The organism is Ruegeria sp. AD11(2025) (assembly GCF_056542405.1).
In genome coordinates this window covers 1-14,900 of the sequence record NZ_JBQFZU010000006.1, presented here as the reverse complement: position 1 = coordinate 14,900, position 14,900 = coordinate 1, and the positions used below count along the sequence as shown (strand labels likewise).

The following is a 14,900-nucleotide window of genomic DNA, read 5'->3' as shown; positions in this document are numbered from 1 at the left end:
GTGGCCGATTTCGTGAGCTGAGGAGCCGCTATGAGCAGAATAATTGCACTTTCGTATTTGATTGCAGGCGTGATGTATGCAGACGCAGCGCATGCATTGGATGCCGAACCTTGGATCGCCAAGTCGGATGATTTGGAGCGACATTACGAAGCATTCCTGATCGCTGCCACCGAGTTGGTACAGAACGGCACATGCACACCGAACGAGTTTATGGAACATGGAGGATGGGTGAGGTCGGGTTCATTTGAGCCGAGGCCCGTATACTTCATGTATTGCGGTGGACCTACAGTCGCCAATCGTTTGTATCTCGACGCCTCCACCGGCGAAGTGTTTCGTTAATTTTCAATTCGTTAAAGAGAATGAGCCACATGAAGAATTCAACACGAGTCTGTCCGTTCTGTGCGGAAGAAATCAAAGCCGCCGCCATTATATGCAAACACTGTGGCAGCAACCTTGACGATCTTTCGGCACCTAACACGAGCAACCAAAACACTGAAACGGTTATCACCAAGCCAGCAGATCATCATGGAGCCGTAAAACTTGGCAAGTCTGCGGTGGGCGGGTTCATCCGATTCCAGATACTGATCTTGGAACTTATTGCCTTTGGATTTGCGCTTCACCTATTGCAAAAACAGGACGCTGATATCCAAACCGCTGTGGCGATGCTGCTTTTCGTACTGTTTCTATTCACCTTGATAACAGGCATTGGTATCCCTCACTTCCGGCATCGCGGAAAAGCTCTGTTGTTTCTGGCGGTCGCGACATTCTTTTCGCTCCAAGGCGCTGGGATAGTGAGCGAACAACGAGAGGCTCGTCTCGCCGAACTTCGTGAGACTGATCCCGCTGCGTATCTCGCCGAGCTTCGCAGCATTGACGAAAACCGCTGGTTTACTGAAGCCCGAACCTTGGACCCTGATGCCCATGCAGCGGAAGCCGAGCGTCGCGCAAGAAAAGCCAAAGCAGAACGCCTTTCCAAATGTACAGACAAGAATAAAAGCCATGCATATGTGATGATCCAAACCGACGTGCGAAATTCTCTGCGCTCACCGTCTACGGCAAAATTTCCCGGTCGATACGGTTCGGGAACCGGGCACATTGGCGATTGCGTTTATCAGGTTATCGGAAACTTCGATGCACAGAACGGATTTGGCGCGATGATCCGAGGCAGTTTCACTGGAACAATTCAGTATTATCCCGAGCGTGGTAGTTGGCGAACCCTGACTCTGGACGTGCAGGGCTAGTTGGCCAACTGACAATGAACCTAGTTGGCAGGCCACCACGGCGCAGAGGTGCCCAGCGCGTCCTCTGGCGTCCGCTGAGTCTGTAGGCAGCCCAATGGCAGGGGTTGCACACAGCAAACGATATTAAGCGCCCAGCGCGGCGCTAATACGCTGCTGATGTTTGGCTAAGGATGTTACCTGTAACTGTAACTTTAGGTTGAACAGTAACAAACAAAACGGGGGGGCCGCAACACCCCCCCGTTTTGGAACAACTAACAGCACATGGCCAAGTTACGGGTAACAGGTAACGCCACCCGCAACACTAACCTCAAAACGGCGTATCCGGCGGTGTCACTCGACCTTCGACGACGACCACTACACCATGCTTTTGGGTTGCGAATAGTTCAGTGGCACGTTCGTTAATACTACCCCGAGCGAACCCCTTTTTGGGGCGTCTATCCCCACCAGACAGATCGTGCAGGCGATGGGTACCATATTCCCAGCCTAGACGATCCATAGCCGCCTTGATGCGGTGGGCATTATCTTTAGTCATCCGGGATGTGTCGAGGTTCAACAAAAGCTTAATGCTGTCCATCGAAACTCTGCCAGTACGGTTAGCAAAATTGTCAGTAAGAACCTCGGCAAATTCGTCCTCTACCATCCGTAAATCTTGAACACGGCTAGCTTCGCCCCAGAGATGTTTGGACAGGACGATAGATCCGCCTTCTCTTTCCCGCACCACAGCTTCGGCCCAAAGTTGGTTCACGGTGGCACTGAATCCCTCCAAATCAATCTCGCCAACCCTGACAGGCCAGATCCGGCGGTTGCCAGTACGATCACGCAGATATGTGTCTTCGTTGGTGGTACCTATGATGACGCAGTGACGCTTGAAGGATAGCACCGTTCTTCCATACGCAGGGCGAAACAGATCAACACTCGTGCTGAGGAATTTCTTCAGGCCTTGGCTGGTGGTCTTATTCATCCCATCCAATTCCTGGCATTCGACGATCCATGCACGGGAAAGAAGCTCAGCTTTGGTTTTGTCATCACTACGAAGGTCAAGGCTGCCACAATACCATTCGCTGCGGACCGCCAACATGGCCGCCAGTTGGGATTTCCCTGCACCCTGAGCGCCCTCCAATACCAACATGGTGTCAAACTTGACGCCGGGCTGTTTTATTCTGCGCACTGCTGCGACAAGGAACTTGCTGCCGAATTCACGGTTCAGTTCTGTGTCTTCTGCCCCGCAATACGATGCCAACCAAGTATCAATGCGAGGGATGCCATCCCACGACACCCCTTCGAGATAGTCTTCGACGGGGTGGTAGGTATTCTCGTGAGCGACGGCCGCAATTTCTCGCCGAATGAGATCCGGGTTAGCACTAAAATTGAATTCGCGGCTGAAAACGCTCCACAGGATGTCACCGACCTCATTCAGGTCGCGATTTTCAAGTTTGTATCCTGTTACTTCGTTTGTTTCGGTGAATTCATTGCGCTGAACATCAATCCCTAGCTGAGTAAATGCATAGCGGATGTTCTCAGGCACGCGGGGGATTGGCTTTCCGTCATCATCAACCACGGGCCAGCCACTTTGTTTGGTTTCCAGCAGTTCGTAAGCCCTCTTGATCTGACGGCGGCCATATTTCAGCGGGTTCGGATTTTCGAGCACATGGGCGCTGATGCCGAAATCAGAGTCAGTGATGATTGACAGCACGTGGCCGGGGTCCATACCTTTCCCCAGCATCCAAAGTGTGGCCGCAAAGACCAACTCAGACCGGGAACTGTATGCTTTGTCAGGTGGAATCTGACCGGTCATAAGCACTTCTACCCATTTCTGATCCAACGGGATGATAGAACTCAGGTCGTCCGGCAACGGCAGAGCCTCGAAGTCCAGCGGCACGTTGGTTGTGCCACCAGTCGCTTGCGGAAGCTTCGGTTCAGGGTCTGCGCGGCGCATCTGGAAGTCGTCCACGGCGAAAGACACCGGAGGAGACTTGAGGTTAATTGGATGAATGGGGTGCGCCAGCTTCGGCACCCGACCGCTTTTGCGCTTCTTGTCGTTCAACCAATTCGTAGTCCAGGGCAGGCGCAACAGGCGGTTGGCGTCATGCGTTCCTGGACCACCTTGCAGTGCGACCAGCAAAGATTTGTTCAGCGCTTCTGCAGCGTCTACGCTGATTGGTTCTTTGAGTTTCCAAACCGCCTGAAAACCACCACCGGTAAACCAGATAGCGGATGGATGCGGTATTCCTTTGGGCCGAATACCTTCTTCCATCAGCAAATTGATAATGCGTTCTTCTTGTTGGTTTTCGTCGCCGGGGTAATCCTTGTTGTCCAGATCGGCGTGCAAAAAGCTAACCGCCTTAAGGTTGGCTTTGTTGCGTTTACCCTCAAGATATCCAGCATTCGGCAGAAAATAGAGGTTGCGCTGGTAGGTGTCGTTGTTGTTGCCGGATACGAACTGAACAGCGGATGCGGTTTCACCAGCGCCATAGGATTTATGTTTTGGGTTGGCTTTTCCCCGGCTGCTCATTTGTTCCAGATAGAGTGGTGCGTTTTGTGTGAGCCAGTTGACAAACTGGACAGCTTTGTTGGGATCAGGATTAAAGGACATTCGCGCCACCTTGCGGTTCGCAGGTCATTGCGGACATCCAGTTTTCTACATCGACCCTGCGATAGAGAATCTTGCCAGTCCGACCACCGGACTTGGAGCGAATGAAGCGCGGGCCATATCCCTGAATGCGGCCCTTTTCGAAGTAGCTGGTGCTGAAACCGGTGATTTCAGGCAACTGCTTCGTAGTTAGAAGTTCTGAGCGATTGGACATTTTAGCCCTCCGTTACGTTTAGGTATGGAGGGACTTTGCGAGCGTTGTGGAGGAAAAGATTGCAAACAATTTAGTAAAGATTTTGCAAGATAGGGAACGCTTAGCGCAGTTCAGAGGTTCGTTTTGATTCCCTGCTTTGACAAAATCTTGCAAATCTCTTCCAGCGCCTGATGTTCCAGTGTTTCTGTCACGTAATCTCGTTGGGTTGCCAAAAATTCATACGTGGCAGGCCAATCGATATGGCCATCTTTCGTAGTTCCCCCTCCGTAGGAGCCACGAAATTTGTTTCTCAGTTTACTGACCTTAACTTCTATTTCTTCCTCCGATAGACGTTCAGAAAAACACCGGTTGACCGCGTATCTGGCGAGGGCAGTAAAAGACCGGGGTTTTGGTGGATCGGGGGGATTAGGGTCCTTGCGGTGTTTCCAATTATGGAGCCCTACACGCGCCTTGTCTGCGTAATGTTCCTGACCCATCAAAACTAGGGCCTTAGCGTCCAAGTCGTCCCGCATGGGCAATTTTGTGGCGCTTTCCCCAGTAAGGGCCTGCATGGCTTTGTTAAGGCGGGTTTGTTTGGTGTCTTTACCGGTGGGGTGTGCATCAATAATGGCCAGTGCTAGCTTTTCCAGAAATGGACGGTCATATGTTCCTTTTTGAAAAACACCTTCGTAGTCGTCGTCCGAGTTCAAGAAATCTTCAATAGACATGTCAGGCCCCGTGGAAATCTAGCGAGTTGCTTGAAGCTATCACACACGCGCACGCGCGAAGGTGCAACCACAGGAACGCTAGTTAAACACTTTGACGCAATTCCATCATTAAGCATGGCCAATCGAACAGCGCTCGTGGAATCGATCTGAACCGGAGGCCAGTGGTGTGGGCGCAGCACCACTGCCGTCGATGGGGTGGGGTTACCGCACGATCAGTTGCGCGGCTCTTTCAGTTCGAGGATGCGCTTGGCCACCAGTTCGACCGGTTCCCGCAGACGCTCAGCGTTCACCACAATATAGCCGCCGGTCACATCGCCATTGGTCCGGTGATTAAGCAGGCGCTTGAGCGCATAGTAGGGCACGTCAAGGCTCTCAGCGATAGTGATGAAGGTGCGTCGCAGGTCGTGCAGGGTGAAACTGACGCCAGACCCTGCAGTGACACGTTGGAGGAACTTCTTGGTTTCGACAAGGTGACCGGTCTTACCCGGTCCCGGGAACACCCAAGGGGAGCCTTTGTTCAATTCACACCGTTGGTCCAGCAGGTTCGCCAGAAATTCCGACAGAGGCAGGGTCAACGGGTCGCCGTTCTTGGTCGTTGGCAGGTGAAGCGTCTTGGCAGACAGGTCAACGTTCTCCCAGCGCAGTTTAAGCACTTCGCTACGGCGCATTCCTGTGAACAGGGTCGTTAGCAGGAAGTCCCGCGAGTAGTCCGGTTCCGCCATTACCGCTTTCCACCATGCGGGTAGATCGGTTGAAGTTACGACAGTCTGACGGCGCTGATCCTTAAACCATGCCCTCGCTTGGGTCAGGATTTGAACCGGGTTAGGTGGATATTCGTCCTGCGTTGCAGACGTGAAATTGTAGAGCGAGCGAAAGTGCCGCATCACGTTGTTGGCGGTGGTTTTCCCATGTTTCTTGCCGATATCCTGATGCTTCTTAAGCACCATCTGACGGGAAATCTCCTTCACCTCCAATTTGCGCCACGCTTTAAGATACAGTTGCACTGTCCGCCGGTAGTGTTCGACGGTGCTGGGTGACAACGTGTTACGCGTCTCGAAGAACCGTTCCATTGCCAATTCCAAGGTGACCCGCTCCTGCTTCTCTTTCCGCTTTTCGGCATTGGGATCTCGCCCTTCGGCCATCTCGCCCAGAATGACCAATGCTTTCTTGCGCGCGATCTCGGGGGCGAACACATCTGCACGGCCAATAGTGACCCTCCGTGTGCGTCGGTTCACCTGACCTTCGGCAAAGAAAACCTTAGAACTGGCACCGACCCGCAGGCCGAAACCTGAGAGCAATGTGTCGCGGTAGAAAACCTGACCGCTGTGCGGAAATGGGATGTCGTCAACGGCACGACGTGTAAGACGTAGATTTGGCATTGTGACCCTCCTTATGGCCACAAGTCATTATAAGCACGTCTAGATAAAAAGCTCGACTTTTCATCGAGTTATGAAAGCAAAAGAGACGATTTGCGATGGAATGAAAGTCTGTCCGGTTTGCGGTGTTCCAGCATAACGTTGCCGATGGTCCGAGGGCCACAGCCAGTAACGGAAAGCGAGCGGCAAGAATCTCTAAAAATCAAGCGCCGATACCTTTCAGCCAAGCTGACCAAAGCGCCCCTTCCGTGCACCTTACCCGTTCGCCCTCAGTACGACGATCTTTGAGGTTTTTGAGAACTCGTTGCTCCATGTCATACGCGTCAGTTTCGCAATTCCAGCGCTGCCGAAACTTGGCGTCCCACTTCTCAGTTAACAGTTCTGTAGGGATATGGCAGTTCACCTGTTTGAGCCGCTCGTTAACATTTACAGTATGGCCGATCTTCCAAATATCAGATGAACCGAACCTAAATGCATAGGTAAACGCGTCCCTGTCCACGTTGCGGCTTGCTTCCCTGCTCCACGAACTCGGCCTTGGGCCAGTTGTTGGATTATTCGGTGCCAATGCCTGATCAAGTAGTTTTGCATTGGCTAGGGCCTCCATACTAGGCAAAGTTGCCTGCGTTGTGCCCAGACTCAAAACAGCGTTTGCGTCAACTTGAGAAAGAGCAACAGCTTGCGAAGTGGCATGGTAGGGAAGCTGTTCTTCCAGCACTTCGAGAAGCATAGGAGGTGGAGCGAAACGCCAAGCTCGAACCATTGGTATAGCGTTTGGCCAGTGAAACCTACCTGTTTCGCCGTAATCGTGAGAACTGCGAACGCGGTCACCAATGATGTCTTCTGTGTCCACGGGAATGCGTCCAATTTCTGCCATGCCTATGAGCCTGCCACGCATGGGCTCAGGAGTAGGATCACGGAGCGTACCCACGAAGACAACTCGGTCGCCGGCGGCAGATTCCTTCAGTAGCCTGTCCCGATTGCCTTCCAAGCTAAAGGTAATGACGGGCCATCTTTCCGGGTCAAATCCCCAGACACGTGTAATAAATAGTTTCATCCTACGCCCTCATGCCAGCGAGCGGAGGCCCCTCTGGCGGCGGAGGGACATCCTCGATATCTCGGAGGGATACAGCCCGATAGCGCCTAGGAAACGTGTTCATTTTTAGAAGTTTGTCTTGGTTGCCAACCATTTCCTGTTCCATGAGTCTAAGCATGTGCCCAACGGCTCCCGACGCTTCAAGAATTGTTTCTAGGCTTGGGGGACTGTCCGTTGAGAGTTCCCAAATGCACTGTCCAACCTGTTTTTCAGCGGCAAACAAAAACTGGTGGGTGCGGGATAGTCGGGGGAAGTATAGCCTAACCAACATTACCACCTTTTTTGCGGTTAGGTGGCCGTAGGCAGACAGCTCGTCCATGGCGTCTAACTCATTCTTGGCATCAATGTCGCCATGGATGCTTGCAACAAGCAGCTTGAAAAGCCGTGTGTTTCGCTCAGAAACTTCATTCATCAGGAGATAGAGTTCCTCCAGTTTCGGCTGAAGAAACTGTACGCGTTGCTGCCGTCGGGTGAATGCCTGATTGAGAATGACAACAAGCAAGGCGACGGCTGCGGCGACGAGAGCGGATACAAGTGAGGCGACTGCTGGAGTGTTTTCGGCTATGGCTGCAAACGTATCCGTTATCATTTTTTCTCATTTTCTTCTTTAAAGGTTGGGGGCGTCCGTCGAGAAAGAGGGGCGCAACTGGGTCTTTACGTGCCCGACTACCTGTTCAACTGCGCTGACTTTTTGAAGTTCGCATTCCCAGAAAACCAGCACCTGCCAACCTAGTGAGCGCAGCTCAGAATCTTTTTCGGCGTCACGCTTAACATTCGCCTCGAGCTTCGCCTTCCAATACTTCTGATTTGAGCTAGGAATGCGCCCCGCCTTGCAGCCGTTGTGTTGATGCCAAAAGCACCCTCGCACCTGAATTGCCAGTTTCTGTCGGGGAAACACGATGTCTGGCCGTCCCGGCAGGTCGTTTCGACAAACGCGGAACCGAAGACCTTCCCGGTGCAACGCCGAGCGAAGCCGGATTTCTGGCTTAGTGTCCCGGCACTTAATGCGGGACATGTTGCGCGACCTTTGCTCCGGGCTGATCCTATCCACTACTAATGTTCCTTGGGGAGCCGGTTTGACCGAAGAAGTTCGCACATCTGAACTTGCGACAGCTGTGAAATGACATCTCCTGCGCCTTCATCTCCGAGAAGGCTGCGGGCGAGCGCCGACTTTCTTTCCAGCGCCGAAATGATGGCTTCTTCGATCGTGTCTACGGCAATTAGCCGAAGGTAGGTGACAGGTTTGGTCTGGCCGATGCGATGGTTCCTATCTTGGCTTTGAGCATAGTGATCGTACCGCCAGGACAGTGACTCATAGATCGTGTAACTTGCGGCCGTGAGTGTGAAGCCAGTCCCTGCGGCAGCGGGGTTCGCGATGAGAACACGGACGGTAGGATCGTTTTGGAAACTTGCAGCGATTTCTTGGCGTTCAGCTGTCGGCGTGCCACCGTAAATGGCGACTGAACCCGGTATCCTTTCCAAAAGCGTTTCGATAGTTCGAATGTAGTTCGACCATAGGATGACTTTCCGGCTAGGCACCGAAAGGATGTCTTCGATTATCCCGTCGAGGGAGTCGAATTTCGCTGGAGACCCCTTGGCCTCGGGGAAAACCAGTGAAGGATTGCAGGCAAGCTGAACAAGGCGTGTCAGCCTTGCAAGCGCAGTCGTTGCATATGCACGGAACTGTTCGCCGTCCATGGACTCGATCTCGCACACCATCTCATCACGCATTTTGTCGTAAAGGCGACGTTGCCAAGAGGGAAGTTCCACACGCACGTCGACGAACGATTTCTCGGGAAGATCCAAGCACTGCTCCTTGGTGCGGCGAAGGACCAACCGATCTATTACGGGCTGTGCGAAGGACGCATTTGGATCATCCTCGAGGCGCGCTTTGAATGCTTCAAGTGACCCCAGCGCGCCTTGTCCAGGCTCGATGATTTCCACTTGAGTGAATAGGTCGGTCGCAGTGTTGGTGACAGGGGTTCCCGACAACAGCCAACGAAACTGACAGAATGGCGCTACTGTTCTGGCAGCTTTTGAAGTCTGCGATTGCCAGTTTTTTGCCGCATGCGACTCGTCTAAAACTAAAACAGTTCGTTGGCGTTGGGCAAAGGCAAGTAGTGAAGTAGTTTCCGAACGGGCGGTTTCGTAGCTTGTCACAATCACGTCGGCGTTAGTTTCCCGAAACGTTGCCCGCCGAACCTTGGGCGGTCCTTCAGCCACTTCTACCGTCAGTTCGGGTGCAAACTTGACGAATTCTGCGACCCAATTGCGTTTCAAAGAGTTGGGGCAGATGACCAGTAGTTTGTCAGTTCGCCCTTTTCGCAGGAGTTTTTGGAAAGCTGCAATCGCAACGAAGGTCTTTCCTAGGCCCTGTTCGAACGCAAGCAGTCCAACGCCACGGTCAGTTAGGAACTCTACGCCGTCAGACTGGTGTTGAAGAAGTTCAAACCCCAAATTACGCCCCCCCGTGCTGGGAATGCTGACCTAGCAGACCAACAAAATAGTCGTAGGCGTCACGGAACTCGTTAATATCTTTGGGTTCAAGGTCCAACACATCGGCCCTACTGGCCTTGTTGAGCGTTCTTGTCGCTTTCTTGAGAGCAAGACGATAAGGATGGACACCATCATGAACCCGATCTTCGATTAGATCTATCGCTTGCTGCAACTGAGAGACGTCATCATCATCAAAAACCGTCTCTCCACGCTCGAATGATCGCCGGATCAACTGCGGCAGACCTGAGATCTTTGCCTTTGGGCTGCTGCTCTTGGTTTCCACTTGTTTAGCCAACTTATTCGCGACGTGTTGCTCTCCGGAGTTGAGTTGATGCCAAAGGTCAGGATCATCATGGAATTCCTTCAGAAAGCGGGCATCTCGGTATTCTTTGAATGCGTTGTTACGGACCATATCAAAGACTTCGTCCCGAAGATTGTCATGGGCTGGATTGTCAAAGTCGCGCAGCTGAGGGCCTATCGCGCGGGCTTTACTTATTTCTTCGAGAACAGAGAATTTTTCAGCTGCAAGCTTACGAGGATTTTCCTCGCCATCGCAGTGCTCGACGAACTTTAACGCAAAACTATAAGCGTCCTTCAGTCGATTTACCCAAGTAAGTGATTTACCCATGCTCTCGGCAAGTTGCGTTTGGTTCATGATCGGCGGTTTGCCTGGACGACCAATCACTGTCTCGTAGACAAAACGAGCCTGAACGTACCGCTCCCAATCTCTCACGCCAGAGCCTCGGACGTGAATTCCGGCTAGCAGAATTGCAATTTCTCGATCCCCAAAATTTTGTGGAACGATCTTGGCAGTAACTTGCGTAAAAGTGCCAGCCAGCTTTCCTGTATCATGCTTCCGGTCAAGTTCACGAAGAACAGCAACTCGGGTATTTCCTTCAAGCGTCAAGAATTTTCCAGTTGAGGTTTGCTTGACGTAGATCGACTGCATTTGGCCGATTTCTTGGATCGACTTCCTTAGGCCGTCATAGCCGCGGGAGCTTCTCAGCGCTTCTTCAAGTTCTATTTCAGACGAGAATCCATCCATTCTCGCTGTCTGCAGGCGAGGGTTTTCATCCCAAAGCGCTACTTGGTCATTAACATTAAGCTTCACCTCGCGCATTTCCCATTCGGCGCTGCCGATCCGCTCATAGAGGATTCTCTCACCACTTGGCGGGAGGCTTTCCAAATTCTTGCTGCTATCATCCATCTTTTGGTTCCTTGCATAACTTGCCTGAGCAAGCTCTAGCAAGCATTTGGCGAAATATCAAGAGGAGATGTTTTTGCTGTGCTTTGGTGTTGTTCCGAGATATTGTTATCCTGCGCGGTTGCGCCAAAAGATGTTGACAAAAAAGAAGATCGAGCATGTCAGGTGTCACACTGCACAAAAGGAGGAATCAATTCGCTGATGGACTTAGGTGCATTGACCTGTTCGCAGGTGCTGGGGGGCTCGCAGTTGGCTTCCGTCAAGCGGGTTGGAGTATTGCGTGCGGCAACGACATGGATGCAGGTGCATCCGAGACCTTTCGCCTGAACTTCCCAGAGTCGTCGTTTTTTGAAGGTTCGATCTCTGGTGTCCTGGCGAAAGACATGCTGACCGAAGCATCGGTGGAAGTGGGCGAATTGGATTGCCTGATTGGAGGGCCACCCTGTCAGTCATTCAGTCACAATAATCATAAGCGAAATGCCGTCGATGACAGGGCCCGCCTTTTTGAGCACTATCTCTCAATCGTTAAGGACATGCGCCCTAAGACGATTGTCATGGAGAATGTTCCCGGCATTCTATCGATTGATAGTGGTTCGGTCGTTGACGAAATCACCAATGGATTGAAGAATCTAGGCTATTTTGAACCTTGCGTAAAAGTCCTCTCGGCCGAAGAATTTGGGACACCGCAGGTTCGCCGACGCGCATTCATCGTCGCTAGTCGAATTGGACCTTCAGCCGAATTGCTTCCTTCGCCAACACATTGGTCTCCGCGTTTCAAGCACGTTGGCTATCCCAAAAAACGACCGGAAGGCGCGACCAAAAGACCAGTTACTGTTTGGCAAGCCATTGGAGACCTGCCGCTTCTGAGCAATGGGCCGGGGTCGCAGGAGTCGCCCCGAGATTGGAAGCGGGCGACGACCGCTTTCCAAAGAGAGGCCCAGAAGCGAGCCCCGGTGATCTTTAACCATGCGGGCCACATTTTAACTGAAGTCAATCTCGCTCGCGTCGTTCATATTCCCCAAGGCGGCAATTGGAGGAACGTACCAAGAGAGTTGTTACCAGCGGGAATGCGCCGCGCGAAACTGACAGACCATACAAAGCGGTATGGCCGCCTTCATCAGGATGGTTTTGCATCTACAATTCTAACCAAATGCGACCCGCACTGGGGTGCCTACATTCATCCGATTGAGGACAGAACTATCACTGTAAGAGAGGCCGCGAGACTTCAAGGCTTCCCTGACTCATTCAGGTTTGCTGGTGAAAAAATCGGGCCGCAGTACGTTCAGGTTGGAAATGCAGTACCCGTACCGCTCGCTTTTGCGATTGGAAAAGCTGTTTATCAACACATTCGAACCAATGAGCACGTATTTTCAGATGCGGCCTGATTATGGAAAAATAGCACCACCTTTTTGACGAAAGCATCTAAACGAGAATAGCTAGAAAGCTCTGATGGCAGGCATTCTCTAAAGTTGTCAAAAAAACTTGCACATGAGTTTCTAGAAATAGTTTTGATTGGCCGTAGTGTCTGCGGTCAGTAGATTAGGGGATTGAAGTTGTCATGACGACCGTGACCACGTGGATGTCTATATCGGCGACCGGAACAAAGACACTTTATTTTGGCGCAGATAGTCAGGGCACCTCTCCTTTCAGTGGTCAAGCCGTATCTTTGCGCGAAAAGAAGGTTTTTAACAGCTTATCGACCCCTGAAATCTTCACTCTATCGGGAGACCTCACTTGGGGTGCTTCCTTCTTGCGCCGTTTGCTGTCTGAGATTGGCAATAGAACTTTGGTTTCACCAATCGGCTCGATGGCTCGCGCTAATGAGATTAGTGCGCTTTCCTGCGCCAGACCTCCGACTTCTGCAATATGCGAACTCGAAGTTTTGTACGGTGTCCGTTCCAGTAAAAACATGAATGCCCCATTTAAGCTCTTCCGATTGCACCATTCGGGCGCAGCACGCAGCAAGTGGAAGGTTTGTCAGGTGGGTGTGGACGAACTGGCATCAGACGTATCGACGCATGTGTACAGTTCTGGCAAAGGCGGTGGTGCAAACAAAGAGCGGCAAGTTTGGATCTCGAAAGGTGACCAAGGGAACGTGGCCAGAACTTGCTTCTGGTCTCTGTGCGATCTGGTTAAGGGCATTCCTAGGGCGTCGTACCTGACCGGAGGTCACCCACAATTGGTTAAGTTGGATCAGGTCGGCAACGGCAACGTGGTTGGAGTGAAATATCACGGCGTACCGACAGTATTTGGAAGACGGACAACCTCACCGCAGGCTTTTGCAAGCTTCTGGGTTGACGAGAACTTCACTCAACTGGACCCAATGACATTGAAGAATTACAGCAGAGGTCAGCAGTACGGGCGGAGGGAAAATGGGCGGTAGAATTTGTGGCTACTAAAAGATTGGGTTCTTCAGCGTTTCATGAGTAAAAAAATCTGCGATTGCAACAGCAAGAGCTTTAGAACTTCGGACAGCGATACACGAATAAGAATCGCAAATTCTCACATTTTAAGAATGCTATTAAACAAAGAAGGTGTCTCGAATGCGCCGTATTTCACCAAGACGATTTGATGCACTTTGTTATGTCCGTGCTCCCCATATGCATTTGATGGCGAGGGAGGTTCGGCATTACGAGTCTCACGACCGGACAAATCTTGCGATAGTTGTTCTTGACTACACTGATCGCGATTTCGGTTTCATTATTTTGGGTCGCGATACACGGGAGCTCTTTCGAGCAATTGAAGTCAGTTCGGATTGGTTTTCAAATCCAGACTTGGCAGAAGAAGCGCTTGCACTTGCAATGCAGAAGTACGAAGCCGACGGCCAATCTTGTTATCCACAAGACGACGAAACGGGAAACCCGCATGACATCTATGGAGCTCATGTTTCCCCTGAGAAACAGCATCAGTACTTCAGGGTTCTAGTTGAAGAGCCGCGTATGGAAGCAGCTCGAAAAATCATTCAAGAAATCGCGTTTTCCTTCATAGACCTAGACGGAAACTATATCGAACAATTTCAATCTACCGCGTTTGACCAAAGGTTGTGGGAGCTATTCTTGTATGTTCTTTTCCACAAGGGGCTCTTTGAAATTGACAACACTTATAGTGCTCCCGATTTCCACCTAAAGAAGTTTGGCCAAGAGCTATTTGTTGAAGCTGTTACCGTCGGTGCGAACCCAGATTTCGATGCTGTCGCGGATACCCCTGCGATGGTTGCGGAGCTCTCGAAAGACTACGCGCCAATCAAGTTTGGCAGCGCCCTGTTCTCGAAGATAAATCGCAGACGCCAGTATTGGGAACTACCACACGTTGCGGGGAAACCGTTTGTATTGGCTATTCACGACTACCATGGTTTAGCCGATGGTCTAAATCTAGGATCAATGACTTGGACGAGAGCTGGCCTCGTAAACTACCTCTATGGGGTAAGGGATGAAGTTGAAATACGGGAGGATGAAGTTGTTGGCCCAAAGATGATTGTGGGGCGTAATGGTTTGGAACCTGCGCGCCGGGTGATTCATGAGCACAGGTTCAAACACAAGGTAATACCGAGTCGGTTTTTCGACCAACCCAATGCGGAGAACATAAGTGGCGTCCTTTTCTCCAACGGCGCGACGATTACTACCTTTAACAGGATGGGAAAGATATCTGGTTTAGGCGGCGCTGATGTGAAAATGATCCGAACTGGAATTTGGGTTGATACCGACGGAGTGACAACTGTCCCGTTCGCCGAAGACGTGGATGGTGAGAATTATGACGAGGCTTGGGGTGACACGGTAACACTATTTCACAACCCAACGGCAAAACATCCAATTGACCCGGGTCTTTTTCCCGAGATTGGGCATGCGATTTTCGATCCTATCGCATGCGAAGTGAAGTATTTACTTCCCCCTAGGCTCAGGACCCATTGATTTCCGTATAGCGGCGTGATTCACGGTTCGAAAACGAGCGGTGAACATGTCTGATCTTTTCTGGCTTACAG

Annotated in this window: 14 protein-coding genes; 5 read left to right on the top strand and 9 right to left on the bottom strand. The window is 51.5% G+C overall.

The annotated features are described in order from the left end of the window. The first annotated feature begins 30 nt into the window (after nt 1–30). Together ACR1XY_RS07560 and ACR1XY_RS07555 are read left to right on the top strand one after the other, a co-directional pair. The gene (locus tag ACR1XY_RS07560; RefSeq protein WP_480591671.1) at nt 31–339 is read left to right on the top strand and encodes a hypothetical protein; all 309 of its coding nucleotides are present in this window, start codon (nt 31–33) and stop codon (nt 337–339) included. A gap of 29 nt (nt 340–368) precedes the next feature. After that, nucleotides 369–1,241, top strand: coding sequence for a hypothetical protein (locus ACR1XY_RS07555; RefSeq protein ID WP_480591666.1), 873 nt, complete (start codon nt 369–371; stop codon nt 1,239–1,241). Between the two features lie 307 nt (nt 1,242–1,548). On the opposite strand, the gene ACR1XY_RS07550 is transcribed toward ACR1XY_RS07555, so the two are convergent. The 9 genes from ACR1XY_RS07550 to ACR1XY_RS07510 form a co-directional block, all read right to left on the bottom strand. Beyond that, nucleotides 1,549–3,834, bottom strand: coding sequence for a virulence-associated E family protein (locus tag ACR1XY_RS07550; RefSeq protein ID WP_480591659.1), 2,286 nt, complete (start codon nt 3,832–3,834; stop codon nt 1,549–1,551). Next, entirely contained in the window at nt 3,824–4,045 is a 222-nt protein-coding gene (locus ACR1XY_RS07545; RefSeq protein ID WP_480591656.1) for a helix-turn-helix transcriptional regulator, read from the bottom strand. Before ACR1XY_RS07545 ends, ACR1XY_RS07550 begins: the two co-directional genes overlap by 11 nt. Nucleotides 4,046–4,155: 110 nt before the next feature. Further along, complete coding sequence (locus ACR1XY_RS07540; RefSeq protein ID WP_480591653.1) at nt 4,156–4,752, bottom strand: hypothetical protein; 597 nt, start codon at nt 4,750–4,752, stop codon at nt 4,156–4,158. 212 nt (nt 4,753–4,964) lie between these two features. Further along, nucleotides 4,965–6,131, bottom strand: coding sequence for a tyrosine-type recombinase/integrase (locus ACR1XY_RS07535; protein ID WP_480591650.1), 1,167 nt, complete (start codon nt 6,129–6,131; stop codon nt 4,965–4,967). A gap of 199 nt (nt 6,132–6,330) precedes the next feature. Then, on the bottom strand, nt 6,331–7,182 hold the full coding sequence (locus ACR1XY_RS07530; RefSeq protein ID WP_480591646.1) for a GIY-YIG nuclease family protein: 852 nt from the start codon (nt 7,180–7,182) through the stop codon (nt 6,331–6,333). Nucleotide 7,183: 1 nt separating this feature from the next. Beyond that, nucleotides 7,184–7,810 carry a hypothetical protein gene (locus ACR1XY_RS07525; protein ID WP_480591643.1) on the bottom strand — a complete coding sequence of 209 codons (627 nt, stop codon included), beginning with the start codon at nt 7,808–7,810 and terminating at the stop codon, nt 7,184–7,186. A gap of 18 nt (nt 7,811–7,828) precedes the next feature. Further along, a complete protein-coding gene (locus tag ACR1XY_RS07520) occupies nt 7,829–8,272 on the bottom strand; it encodes a very short patch repair endonuclease (protein WP_480591640.1) in 444 nt (147 codons plus the stop codon). A 2-nt stretch (nt 8,273–8,274) separates the two neighbouring features. Next, nucleotides 8,275–9,678, bottom strand: coding sequence for a DEAD/DEAH box helicase (locus ACR1XY_RS07515; protein ID WP_480591637.1), 1,404 nt, complete (start codon nt 9,676–9,678; stop codon nt 8,275–8,277). 1 nt (nt 9,679) lies between these two features. After that, entirely contained in the window at nt 9,680–10,924 is a 1,245-nt protein-coding gene (locus ACR1XY_RS07510; protein ID WP_480591634.1) for a hypothetical protein, read from the bottom strand. Between the two features lie 155 nt (nt 10,925–11,079). On the opposite strand from ACR1XY_RS07510, the gene ACR1XY_RS07505 reads away from it, so the two are divergent. From ACR1XY_RS07505 to ACR1XY_RS07495, 3 genes are all read left to right on the top strand, one after another. Next, nucleotides 11,080–12,306 (top strand): DNA cytosine methyltransferase, encoded by a 1,227-nt coding sequence (locus tag ACR1XY_RS07505; RefSeq protein ID WP_480591630.1) that lies wholly within the window; start codon nt 11,080–11,082, stop codon nt 12,304–12,306. A gap of 173 nt (nt 12,307–12,479) precedes the next feature. After that, entirely contained in the window at nt 12,480–13,304 is an 825-nt protein-coding gene (locus tag ACR1XY_RS07500; protein ID WP_480591627.1) for a hypothetical protein, read from the top strand. A gap of 160 nt (nt 13,305–13,464) precedes the next feature. Beyond that, on the top strand, nt 13,465–14,829 hold the full coding sequence (locus ACR1XY_RS07495) for a hypothetical protein (protein ID WP_480591624.1): 1,365 nt from the start codon (nt 13,465–13,467) through the stop codon (nt 14,827–14,829). The last annotated feature ends 71 nt before the right edge of the window (nt 14,830–14,900 follow it).

Bases quoted from the DNA above. Each gene is read 5' to 3' on its own strand.
- ACR1XY_RS07560 (WP_480591671.1), top strand. From the start codon at position 31: ATGAGCAGAATAATTGCACTTTCGTATTTGATTGCAGGCGTGATGTAT.
- ACR1XY_RS07555 (WP_480591666.1), top strand. From the start codon at position 369: ATGAAGAATTCAACACGAGTCTGTCCGTTCTGTGCGGAAGAAATCAAA.
- ACR1XY_RS07550 (WP_480591659.1), bottom strand. From the start codon at position 3,834: ATGTCCTTTAATCCTGATCCCAACAAAGCTGTCCAGTTTGTCAACTGG.
- ACR1XY_RS07545 (WP_480591656.1), bottom strand. From the start codon at position 4,045: ATGTCCAATCGCTCAGAACTTCTAACTACGAAGCAGTTGCCTGAAATC.
- ACR1XY_RS07540 (WP_480591653.1), bottom strand. From the start codon at position 4,752: ATGTCTATTGAAGATTTCTTGAACTCGGACGACGACTACGAAGGTGTT.
- ACR1XY_RS07535 (WP_480591650.1), bottom strand. From the start codon at position 6,131: ATGCCAAATCTACGTCTTACACGTCGTGCCGTTGACGACATCCCATTT.
- ACR1XY_RS07530 (WP_480591646.1), bottom strand. From the start codon at position 7,182: ATGAAACTATTTATTACACGTGTCTGGGGATTTGACCCGGAAAGATGG.
- ACR1XY_RS07525 (WP_480591643.1), bottom strand. From the start codon at position 7,810: ATGATAACGGATACGTTTGCAGCCATAGCCGAAAACACTCCAGCAGTC.
- ACR1XY_RS07510 (WP_480591634.1), bottom strand. From the start codon at position 10,924: ATGGATGATAGCAGCAAGAATTTGGAAAGCCTCCCGCCAAGTGGTGAG.
- ACR1XY_RS07505 (WP_480591630.1), top strand. From the start codon at position 11,080: ATGTCAGGTGTCACACTGCACAAAAGGAGGAATCAATTCGCTGATGGA.
- ACR1XY_RS07500 (WP_480591627.1), top strand. From the start codon at position 12,480: ATGACGACCGTGACCACGTGGATGTCTATATCGGCGACCGGAACAAAG.
- ACR1XY_RS07495 (WP_480591624.1), top strand. From the start codon at position 13,465: ATGCGCCGTATTTCACCAAGACGATTTGATGCACTTTGTTATGTCCGT.